Source organism: Actinoplanes nipponensis (assembly GCF_016862275.1).
GTDB lineage: Bacteria > Actinomycetota > Actinomycetes > Mycobacteriales > Micromonosporaceae > Actinoplanes > Actinoplanes nipponensis.
The window spans coordinates 18,562-29,275 of record NZ_BOMQ01000064.1 but is presented as its reverse complement, the minus strand read 5'-3'; the positions used below and the strand labels follow the sequence as shown (position 1 = coordinate 29,275).

Here is a 10,714-nt window from a genome sequence, read left to right as displayed (position 1 = left end):
GGGAAAGGCCCACACCAGAGATGGTGTGGGCCTTTTCTGTGTCCACCCACCGGTCCGGGGTAGCGAGCTGCCGTGCCGGCGTGATGGAGTCCGAGGCGGGATCGTGTAGCCGGCCGAGGCGGTGGGTAATAGGTGGACGTGATTGTCCGGGTTGGCGCGTTCGTCGTGACGGTGGGCCTGCTGGCCGGGTGTTCGGCCGCTGACGACGGTGGCCGGGACTACAACCCGGCCCATCAGCCCCGGTACGTCGTGCCCGAGGTGTCGCCGGGTGGACCCGGGCCGACGCCCACCTGGCCCGGCTCCGGCACCGGTCTCGGGTTGCCGGGCATCGGCCAGGCCGCCCCGAGCGAGCCCGACCACGTCGTCCGGGGCGGCAACGTCGCCGCGGCCGGCGGTAAGCCCGCTGCCTTCTCGCTGGTGCACAGCGCCGATGTGGTCCGGGTTCGCGTCGGCGACCTCGGCACCGATCTGTTCGAGGTCTCCACGCCGGCGGGATCCAAGGTCGTGCCGAAGGTGGACGTCAACGGGGCCACGGTCGTCGCCGGGTTGCGGGACACCGGGCTCACCGGGCCCGCGCTGATCACCGTGGTGCTCAGCGACGATGTGCGCTGGACGGTGCGACTCGCCGGTGGCGCCAGCGACCAGGGTGTGGACCTCAGGGGTGGACCCGGCGGCGACGTCGACTTCTCAGCCGGCACCAGCCGGGCCGAGGTCTCGCTGCCGGCCGGTCGCGGCACCCAGCGGGTGGCGTTGGGCGGCGGCGCCAGCCGGCTGCTCGTCAACCTCACCGGATCCGCGCCCGTGCGGGTCGCCACCAAGAGCGGGGCCGGGGAGGTCACGGTCGACGGCCAGACCAGGACGGGAGTGGCCGGCGGATCGGTCTACACGCCGCCCGGCTGGGAAACCGCGACCGACCGCTTCGACATCGACGCCACCAGCGGCGTCTCCTCCGTGACAGTCGCCCGCAACTGACCCGCGTCAGTCCGGGTCGCCGGTCACCTTGCCCGGGTTGAACAGGTTCCGCGGATCCAGCGTCTGCTTCACCGCCTGCATCATCGCCAGCACCGGCGGCGCCAGCTCCTGCCGCATCCCGCGCCGCTTCAGCAGGCCCACCCCGTGCTCACCGGTGACCGTACCGTCCAGAGCGATGGCCGCCGCCAGGATCTCCTCGAACGCCGCCTGTGCCGCCTCCCGGGCCGCGTCATCGCCCACCGGCGTGCGCATCAGGGGGTGCAGGTTGCCGTCGCCCGCGTGCGCGATCGTCGCGATCGTGACCCCGTGCCGCGCCGCGATCTCCTCGATCGACGCCAGCATCGCCGGCACGGCCGACCGGGGCACGCACACGTCCTCGGTCAGCACCGGGCCGAGGCGCTCCATCGCCGGATACGCCAGCCGGCGCGCCGCGAACAGCGCCTCCGCCTCGAACTCGTCCGTCGACTGCTCGGCCCACTGCGCGCCCGCGTCGCGGAAGACCTGGGCCAGCGCGTCCGCCTCGGCCTGACCGGACTCGCCCGGCGTGTCGATCTGCGCCAGCAGCAGCGCTTCCGCCGTCGCCGACAGGCCCAGGTGTTTCCACTCCTCGACCGCTTGCAGGCAGGCCCGGTCGAGCAGTTCGAGCGCCGCCGGCAACAGACCCCGGCGGGTGGTCGCGGCGACCGCGTCGCCGGCGGCGACGATGCTGGGGAAGGCCCCGACCACGGTACGGGGGGCAGCCGCGCGGGCCGGCCGCAGCCGCAGGGTGACCTCGGTGACGACACCCAGCGTCCCCTCCGCGCCGACGAACAGGCTGACCAGGTCGTAGCCGGCCACGCCCTTGGTGGTGCGGTGGCCCAGGCGTACCGCCGTACCGTAGGTGCCGGCCGGGCCGCCCACGACGGCCTGCAGGCCGAGCACGTAGTCGCGGGTCACGCCGTATTTCAGGCAGCACAGGCCGCCCGCGTTCGTGGCGACGTTGCCGCCGATGGTCGACCAGGGCGCGCTCGCGGGATCCGGCGGGTACCACAGGCCGTGCGCCGCCACGGCCGCCTTCAGGTCGTCGTTGACCACGCCCGGCTGCACCACCGCGATCATGTTGTCCGGGTCGATCCGGAGGATCTTGTTCATCCGGGTCAGATCCAGGATGAGGCCACCGTCGACCGCGTTGGCCCCGCCGGACAGGCCGGTGCCCGCGCCGCGCGCGACGACCGGGATGCCGCGGGCCGCGCAGGCCGCGACGACCAGGCTCACCTCCTCGGTGGTCCGGGCGCGGACCGCGCCGACCGGCCGGCCGGCGGGGGCCCACTCGGCGTCGTCGTGGCTGAGCGAGTCGAGCACGTCCGGGTCGACGACCAGGTCGAGGCCCGGCAGATCCGCCGCGAGGCCGCCGCTCATGCCGGCCCGGCCGGCAACTTCGGCGGCGCCGGGGACGGGGCAACGGCGTGGCGGCGGGCGATCGTGGACATGACCCGACCCTACGACGGGCCCACCGCCGGCGCTGGTGGACGGCGGCCGCTGGGGGCAGGAGCGTGCGGCATGATGGCCACGTGACCGGGGGTTACCTCAAGGGCCGGATCCGTCGCGAGGACATCATCACGACGGCCGTCGCCGTGTACGCGGAAGCCGGCTACCACGGCTCCTCCCTGCGCGAGATCGCCCGCCGCGTCGGCATCACCCACGCCGGCCTGCTGTACTACTTCCCGACCAAGGAGTCGCTGCTCGCCGCCGTGCTGGAACGCCGGGACGCGCAGGACACCGAGCGCGAGCGCCTGGCGGTGCCGCCCGGCCGGGAGGCGCTGGCCCACCTGGTCGCGCTGGCCGAGTACAACGTGCGCCATCCCGGCATCGTCGACGTGTACGCCCGGCTGGCCGCCGAAGCGGTCGCGGCGGATCATCCCGCGCACGACTACTTCGAGCGGCACTACCGGATGGCCCGGGACTACGCGGTCGCCTCGTTGCGGGTGCTGGCCGAGCGGCAGGAGCTGCGGCCCGGCGTCGACCCTGAGCTCGCGGGCCTCAACCTGGTTGCCCTGATGGACGGCCTGCAGGTGCAGTGGCTGTCCAACGGCGGTGCGGTCGACCTGGTCGGCGCGCTGCGCTTCTACCTGCGGGATCTGCTGACCGTCCCGCTCGACTAGCGGGTCCGGGCGTAGGGGTCCCAGTCGGCCGGCAGGGCGGGCGGGGTCTCGGCCGTGCTGTGCACGATCACCGGCCGCCGGTCGGCGATCGACTCCTCGATGGACTGCATCGCGTCGAGCACGTGATAGGCGAGCACGCCCGGGGCACGTTCCGGCGTCCCGGCCCGGATCGCCCGGGCCAGCTCCAGGACACCGGTGCCACGCGAGGCCGGGTGGCCCCGGGCGGCCAGTTCCCGAGGCTCCCCGCCGGCGAGCGGATGGATCAGCGTCGGGCCGTCGAAACGGTTCGGATCCGGCAGTACGGCGGTGCCGAGCGTCCCGGCGATCTCGAGGGTGGTCCGGGGCAGCGCCGAGTCGAAGGTCAGCACCACCTGGGCGGAGCCGCCGCGGAGGAACTCCAGCAGGGCCGTGACCGTGGTGGGGACGGTGACCGGGAATTCCGTGCCGGCGCGGGGCCCGGAGCCGATCACCCGGGTGTCCCGGGCCCGGCCGCCGGTCGCGGTGACCCGGCCGATCGGTCCGAGCAGATGCACCAGCGCCGTCAGGTAGTACGGGCCCATGTCCAGCAGCGGGCCGCCGCCGGCCTGGAAGAGGAACTCCGGGGCAGGGTGCCAGCTTTCCGGGCCGGGCGACTGGAACAGGGCCAGCGCGGTCCGGGGCTCGCCGATGCCGCCGGCGTCGATCGCCCGCCGGGCGGTCTGCAGTCCGGCGCCGAGCACGGTGTCCGGTGCGCTGGCCACCCGCAGGCCCAGCTCGCGGGCCCGGTCGAGGAGTTTGCGGGCGGACGGACGGTCCAGGGCCAGCGGCTTCTCGGCCCAGACGTGCTTGCCGGCCTCCAGCGCGGCGAGGCCGACGTCGACGTGGGCGGCCGGGATGGTCAGGTTGACGACCAGCTCGACGCCCGGATCGTCGAGCAGCTGCTGGGCCGTACCGGAAGCGGGGACGCCGTGCTTCGCGGCCTGCGCCGCGGCCCGCGCGACATCCAGGTCGGCGACCATGCGGACGTCCAGGTCCGGGAAGCTGGTGAGGTTGCGCAGGTACGTGTCGCTGATGGTGCCCGCGCCGATGACGCCGACGCGGACCGCTGCGGCGCTCACCGGGTCGTCTCCTCGGCGTCCCGCAGGAACGCGAGACTTGCCGCGAGCCCGGCGAAGATGTCCCCGGCGAAGTGGTCGAACTCGACCACGCGCAGCGCCTGCGGGGCCGCGGCCAGCACCTGGCGTACCGGGACCCGGCCCTGACCGGCCGGAACCTGCCCGGAGCCGTCGGTGGCTAGGTGACCGTCCTTGACGTGGATGGCCCGGACCCGGTCGCCCAGGCGGCGCAGCAGGGCCGGCGCCTCCGCGCCGCCGGCCGTGGCCCAGTAGGTGTCCACCTCGAGCACCACGGCGGGGTCGAGCCGGTCGGCGAGGACCTCGAGGGCGGTCCGGTCGCCGATCCGGGACGTCAGCTCCCAGAAGTGGTTGTGGTAGCCGGCGACGACGCCGTGCTCGGCGGCCACCTCGGCGGCGTCGTTGAGGGCCGCGGCGGTGGCGGCGATGTCGGTTGTGTGCTGCCAGCGCTCCGGCTTCACCATCGGCTCAATGACGGTGCCGATGCCGAGCTCGGCGGCCGCCGCGAACACCGCGGACTGGTCGATGCCCGGGCCGAGGAGCTTGGCGTGGGCGGTCGGGGCGGTCAGGCCGTGGTCGGGCAGGGCGGTGCGCAGCACGGTGAGGTTCTCCCGCACCCCGTACGGCTCGACCTGGGTGAAGCCGAGCTCGGCGAGGCGGCCGAGGGTGCCGGTGGGGTCGTGGGCGAAGGCGTCCCGGACTGAGTACAGCTGGACGGAAAGCTTGCTCATGGCTACCTCCAAGCGGTCTCCATGTTTTCTACCACCTGGTCAAAATCAGCGCTAGAGAGCGCTCTCTTGATCATTGAAACCAAGCGGTAGCCAACGGATTTCCGGCCTTCCTATTCCGCGGCGATAAGCGGCGAATACTCGCCCGGCAAATGGGTACGAGAGCGTCCTTATCGACCGAAAGGATGAGGGTCGATGCCCGCTGGTTGAGCGCTGTCCGCCCGTTCGGGGGATTAATCGGGGGGCAAAACCGCCTCTGGGTTTGTCGCCGGTATGCCGGCGACGCGGAACTTCACCTAATCGGGTTAATGCGCTCGTAGATCCACAAATCGGGCAACAGATCATGATTCTGTGGATCTAGCAATAAACCTGCCGAGAAAAGGTGGTTCCATGAGTAAGGCAACACGCATGCTGGCCATGACCGGACTGGCGATGGTCGCCGGCCTGACGTTCAGCGCCGGCCCCGCGGCGGCGTCCTCGTCGACCGCCCAGGGAGCCACGACCGCCACGCAGAGCACCCAGCAGGGCGCGCAGGCGCACCGGGACCGCGACCGCGAGTGGGTCCAGGGCTACTACCGCACCCGTGGCCAGTGCATCCGGGTCGGCCTGATCGGGAAGCGTTTCGACCGCTGGGACCGTTTCCGGTGCGAGCGCGTGCGCCACGGCTTCCGGAGCATCTACCGCCTCAAGGTGGAGCGCGACTGGAACTGGAACAACGACAACGACTGGAACAACGGTCACGGCCACCACGGTGGCGGCCACGACTGGAACAACGACAACAACGGCGGCGGCCACTGGAACCAGGGCCCGCGTCGCTGACCCCAGCACCATCTGATCCTCCGGAAATGTCGCCGGCCCGCGGATCCCCGCGGGCCGGCGCGCACGGAAAAGGCCCCCACCCTACCGGGTGGGGGCCTTCGTGTTCCGGTACGGGTTACCTGGTGATCTTCTGGGTGTAGCTCTTGCCGGCCGAGGTGTTACCGACCCTGTCGGAGGCCCAGTAGGAGACCGTCAGGGTGCCCTTCTTGACGCCCCGGATGCCGGCGCTCCAGGCGCCCCGGGCGGTCGGCGTCACGGTGATCACCGTGGCCTTGGCCGACGCCTTGCTCTTCGAGGTGGTCTTCACCCAGGTGCGGCCGGTGTAGTAGTACCACTTGCCGTTGCGCTGCTCGATGAGCTTCACCCGGACCCGGGCCACCCCGACGCCCTTGTCGGTCGCCGTACCGGTGACCTTCGACCAGGACGACGTCTTGGCCGGGCTCTTCGGCACGCTGAGGGTCACGACCGGCTTGACGGTGTCCCGGGTGACCTTGACCGTGCCGACCGGGACCGGCGTGCCGGCTCCGGCCGCGTTGAACGGGGTCACCTTGACCGTGAACGTGCCGGCCTTCGGGTAGACGTGCGCCGCGCTGCCGGTGTTGGCCGACATCACCGTGGTCGCGCCGTCGCCCCAGGCCACGGACACCTTGGTCGCGCCGCTCAGGCCGCTGAGGCTGAGCTTGACCGACTGGCTCGCCCACACGGAGCTCCTGTCCAGGGCGTACCGGCCGGGCTGGGCCGCGACGACCACCGTGGACGACCCGGTCAGCGCGGCGGCCGCGGTGTTGCCGGCCTCGTCGGTCAGCGCCACCGAGACGGGATAGCTGCCCACCTTCGCGTACGTGTGGGCCGCGGTGGTCGTGCCGGCCGCCAGGGTCTGCGGCGCGCTGCCGTCGCCCCAGGTGACGACCCGGCGGATCGACGCCGGCGCGCTCACGTCGTCGCCGAGCGCGGTCTGCGTCAGCGTCACCGCCTGGCCGGGCCAGATCGCCGTCGGGCCGGCCGTGAACGTGCCGGTCGGCGCGGTGGCGTCCAGGACACCGGCGGTGGACCGCGGCTGCGGGTCGGCGGTGACCGGGGTGTGCCCGACGAAGTAGTTGACCAGCATGGTGAGGTCGTTGTCGCCGGTCGTGCGCCGGTCGGTGCCCTGGCCCAGGGCGGCGAAGTTGTCGCCGCCGGCCGCGAGGAACGAGTTCGTCGTGACCCGGTAGGCGCCCGTCGGGTTCAGCGTGACCCCGTCGAGCTTCAGCGAGGCGGCGATGATCCGCTGCCCGCGGGGCTGCTTGTCGTCGTAGGAGTAGGTGAGCCCCTTCGACACGCCCAGGTGCAGCACCGGCCGGGACGCGCCGTCCGGCTGCCACTGCTCCTCGAGCGCCTGCTTGATCTGGGCGCCCGTGAGCGTCTGGGTCACCACGTCGTTGGCGAACGGCTGGACCGCGAACGCGTCCGCGTAGGTGATCGTGCCGTCGGCGCCGTACTTGAGGTCGGCCCGCAGGCCGCCCGGGTTCATCAGCGCGAGCTGCGCGCCGCCGCGACCCGCCTCGCGGGTCTGGTCCAGCTGGACGTCGGCGATGAAGTTGCCCATCACCGACTCGATGCCGCGGTTCTCGGTGCCGTTGGTGTAGCCCCGCAGGATGTCCGCGGTGATCTTGCCGAGCGGCTGCTTGCCGAGCTCGGCGGCCTTCGCCTTGGCGGCGGCCACGATCTCCGCGACCTTGGCGTTCGGCGTCGCCCCGACGACCGGGAGCAGCTCGGCGGTGGACGCGGTGACCGACCTGGTCGCCGGGTCGTAGGTGAGAACCGCCTGGCCGAGCTTTTCGCCGTAGTCCTCGGCCTGGATCACCGGGCGGGTCCGGGCGGTGCCGGGGACCGGCACCTGGAAGGCGTACGGCTGGTGGGTGTGGCCGCTGAAGATGGCGTCGATCTCGGCGCTCACCCGGGTGAAGTCACCGAACACCGGGTCGGCGGCCAGCTGGGCCGCGGAACCGATGTTCTCGGTGGCGGCGCCCTCGTGCGCGAGCAGCACCAGCACGTCGGCCTCGCCGTTGGCGTCGTTGCCGTCCGACAGCTCGGTCGCCAGCTTGTTCGCCTCGGCCACCGGGTCGCGGAACTGCACCCCGGCGATGCCGTCCGGGCTGACCAGCGAGCCGGTCTGCGCGGTCACCACGCCGATGTAGCCGACCCGGACACCGCCCAGCGTCTGCACCGAGTAGCCGGGCAGCACCCGCTTGTCGTCCTTGTAGACGTTCGCCGCCAGGTACGGGAACTCGGCCCGGTCCTCGACCCGGCCCAGCAGGTCGGCCAGCCCCTTGTCGAACTCGTGGTTGCCGACCGCCGAGACGGCCAGGCCGCCGGCGTTCAGCGCGTCCAGGGTCGGGTTGTCCGCGTCGATCGCGGAGATGAACGTCGACGCCCCGATGTTGTCACCGGCCGAGACCCAGGCGGTGTTCGGGTTGGCCGCCCGCAGCTGGTCGACCAGGCCGACGAGCTGCGCCGCGCCGCCGACGGCCTGGCCGTTGACGGTCGCCGGGGACTCCAGCCGGCCGTGGAAGTCGTTGCTGGTCAGCAACTGCAGGTCCACCGGCGCGGTGAGCCCGGTCTCCAGGCCGATCACGACCGGGTCGTGGTCGCTGGCCCGGTACGGCCCGGCGTCGTAGAACGGCGCGTAGACGTCGTACTCGTAGGCGTACGACTCGACCGAGTTGATGTTCCAGATGTCGACCCCGGTGACCCGCTCCGCCAGCGAGGCGGTGGCCAGGCCGTGGTCGAGCGAGCCGGCCTCGCCGCCGAAGACGTACGAGTACTTGCCGGGCGCGCCGGTGGTGTGCACGTCCGTGAAGCCCTTGTCGTACAGGGCCTGCAGCGGGTCCTCCTGCGTGTACGCGTTGAAGTCGCCGAGCAGCAGCACCTTGTCGCTGCCGCTGCCGGTCTTCAGCTGGTCGACGAAGGCGGCCAGCGAGTTCGCCTGCCGGACCCGGTCGCCGTTGTACGGACCCTGCCCGTCACCGCTGTCGACGTTGTCGCCGCTCGGCGGCGTCGAGGCGCTCTTGGACTTGAAGTGGTTGGCCACGACCGTGAACGTGACCGCGCCCGAGGTGAACGTCTGGGCGATCGGCTCGCGGGCGTTGGACCACACCGTCTCGTCGTTGACCGACCGGGCCGCGCCCTTCGGGGTCACCGCGGCCGGCTTGAAGATGATCGCCGTGGTGATGAGGTCCTGCTGGGCCGGGGCCGGCAGCTCGGCCGGGGACCGCACGTAGTCCCAGGTGCCCGCGCCGTCGACCGCGTTGAGCGCGCCGACCAGCGTCTTCAGCGCCAGCTGCGGGTCGTTCGCCTCGAACCGGACCGAGTTCTCGATCTCCATCAGCGCGACCACGTCGGCGTCGAGCGCGGTGATCGCCGAGACGATCTTCGCCTGCTGCTTCGCCAGCGCGGCCGCGTCGGCGGCGCCGCGCGCCTCGCCACCGAAGTGGACGAAGTAGTTCAGCACGTTGAAGCTGGCCAGCCGGATGTCCCCGCCGACCTCGGCCGGCGCCGCGGTGCGCGGGTTGCTGTCCTTGAAGCGCGTGCGCGAGACGGCCGGGGTGTCCGCGTCGACCGGGGTGGTCGGCTGCAGACGCCACTCGTTGAACCCGAAGGCGAGCACGGACGGGCCGAACGCCTCGACCGTGTCGCCGACGCGGACCGGGTCGCTCTTCGACAGGTACGGCGGCGCGAGGCCGGCCGAGGCGAGGTTGGTGGTCCGGCCGTCGTCGAGCAGGATCCGGCCGAGCTTGTTGGCCGCCTTGACCTGGGCCGCGGCCTCGGTGCCGGGACGGGCCACGTCGGTGGGCACGCGGGCCGGGTGGTTGCCGGCGGCCAGGACGATCTCGCCGTACCGGTTGGTGTTGTAGACGTCGGAGACCGTGTACGCCCCGACCGGGGCGACCAGCATGCCCTCGGCGGACTCGCGGGCGTCGTCGGCGAGCGGCAGGCCCAGCGGCACGGGCGCCGGCAGCGGCGCGTCGTGCGCGCAGACCTGCACGTCGGACTTCGCCGCGATGCTCACCTGGGTGAAGCCGTTGAACTCGTTGGCCGTGCCGCTGACGCGGACCAGGTCACCCACGGCCACCGCGGGGGCGGTGCCGGTGGGCAGGAAGACGAAGACGCCGTCGGAGGCCGTACCCGCGGCGACCGCGCGGTCCCCGCCGCTGCCGGCGGTCTGCACGTAGATGCCGTTGTAGCCGCCGGTGCGGTGGTCGGCCGTGACGACACCCTCGACGGTGACCCGGGTGCCGGCCAGCGGAGTGGCCGCCCCGGTGCCCTGCACGTCGGCGATGGTGTGGTCGGTCGCGACGGTGCAGCCCGGGGTCGGCTCCGGATCGGGATCCGGGTCCGGCGCCGCGGCGTTGCGCCGGCCGAAGCTGTTGGCCGCCGGCGCCTTCCACACCCCGTCGATCTTCTGCAGCGAGTCGGCCGCGGTGGTGCTGTCGCCCTCGGCGACACCGATGTCCACCCCGGTGGTCCCGCCGGCCGGACCGCTGGTGGCGGCGAACGTGCCCTCGTACGTGAGGAACTCGGTCACCTTGCCGGCCGCGTCCACCAGGGCCACGCCGTCGGGTGCGCCGTTCTGGATGCCGTTCACGGCGTACGTCTGCACGACCACGCCGGCTGCCGGCACCGGCCCGCTCAGCGTGAGCGTCGAGTACGGCGCCCCGTTGCCCCCGTTGTAGAGCACGATCTGCCAGCCGGTCAGGTCGAAACCGGCGGGCGCGTCGATCTCGATGGCCTCACCGCTGTCGGCGCCGGCATTGTCATAGTGAATTTCGCTGATGAATGGCGCCGCCGCGACTTCCGCGGCGTGCACGGGACCGGCGAAGCTCAGGCCGAGAGCGGTAGCCACGACCGCGGCACCGAGAGCGTGACGCCCTGACCGGGATCGTTGTACGACCCCGGCCGTGGG

Annotated in this window: 7 protein-coding genes; 3 read left to right on the top strand and 4 right to left on the bottom strand. The window is 72.4% G+C overall.

Going from position 1 to position 10,714, the window contains the following annotated elements; all coding sequences use genetic code 11:
* Positions 1–138 precede the first annotated feature (138 nt).
* A complete protein-coding gene (locus tag Ani05nite_RS28085; RefSeq protein ID WP_203773254.1) occupies positions 139–972 on the top strand; it encodes a hypothetical protein in 834 nt (277 codons plus the stop codon).
* 6 nt (positions 973–978) lie between these two features.
* Here Ani05nite_RS28085 and Ani05nite_RS28080 read toward each other — a convergent pair whose 3' ends face one another.
* The gene (locus Ani05nite_RS28080; protein WP_203773252.1) at positions 979–2,370 is read right to left on the bottom strand and encodes an FAD-binding oxidoreductase; all 1,392 of its coding nucleotides are present in this window, start codon (positions 2,368–2,370) and stop codon (positions 979–981) included.
* 152 nt (positions 2,371–2,522) lie between these two features.
* Here Ani05nite_RS28080 and Ani05nite_RS28075 point away from each other — a divergent pair, with 152 nt between their 5' ends.
* Complete coding sequence (locus Ani05nite_RS28075) at positions 2,523–3,113, top strand: TetR/AcrR family transcriptional regulator (protein WP_203773250.1); 591 nt, start codon at positions 2,523–2,525, stop codon at positions 3,111–3,113.
* Here Ani05nite_RS28075 and Ani05nite_RS28070 read toward each other — a convergent pair.
* Together Ani05nite_RS28070 and Ani05nite_RS28065 are read right to left on the bottom strand one after the other, a co-directional pair.
* Positions 3,110–4,210 carry a Gfo/Idh/MocA family protein gene (locus Ani05nite_RS28070; protein WP_203773248.1) on the bottom strand — a complete coding sequence of 367 codons (1,101 nt, stop codon included), beginning with the start codon at positions 4,208–4,210 and terminating at the stop codon, positions 3,110–3,112. The two genes, Ani05nite_RS28075 and Ani05nite_RS28070, sit on opposite strands and share 4 nt — an antisense overlap.
* Positions 4,207–4,956 (bottom strand): sugar phosphate isomerase/epimerase family protein, encoded by a 750-nt coding sequence (locus Ani05nite_RS28065; RefSeq protein WP_203773246.1) that lies wholly within the window; start codon positions 4,954–4,956, stop codon positions 4,207–4,209. Before Ani05nite_RS28065 ends, Ani05nite_RS28070 begins: the two co-directional genes overlap by 4 nt.
* Before the next feature lie 387 nt (positions 4,957–5,343).
* On the opposite strand from Ani05nite_RS28065, the gene Ani05nite_RS28060 reads away from it, so the two are divergent.
* Complete coding sequence (locus tag Ani05nite_RS28060) at positions 5,344–5,772, top strand: hypothetical protein (protein ID WP_203773244.1); 429 nt, start codon at positions 5,344–5,346, stop codon at positions 5,770–5,772.
* Between the two features lie 115 nt (positions 5,773–5,887).
* Here Ani05nite_RS28060 and Ani05nite_RS28055 read toward each other — a convergent pair whose 3' ends face one another.
* The gene (locus Ani05nite_RS28055) at positions 5,888–10,654 is read right to left on the bottom strand and encodes an ExeM/NucH family extracellular endonuclease (protein ID WP_239130691.1); all 4,767 of its coding nucleotides are present in this window, start codon (positions 10,652–10,654) and stop codon (positions 5,888–5,890) included.
* Between the last annotated feature and the right edge of the window lie 60 nt (positions 10,655–10,714).

Excerpts from the sequence above, each read along its gene's own strand:
- Ani05nite_RS28065 (WP_203773246.1), bottom strand. The coding sequence starts at position 4,956 with ATGAGCAAGCTTTCCGTCCAGCTGTACTCAGTCCGGGACGCCTTCGCC.
- Ani05nite_RS28080 (WP_203773252.1), bottom strand. The coding sequence starts at position 2,370 with ATGAGCGGCGGCCTCGCGGCGGATCTGCCGGGCCTCGACCTGGTCGTC.
- Ani05nite_RS28060 (WP_203773244.1), top strand. The coding sequence starts at position 5,344 with ATGAGTAAGGCAACACGCATGCTGGCCATGACCGGACTGGCGATGGTC.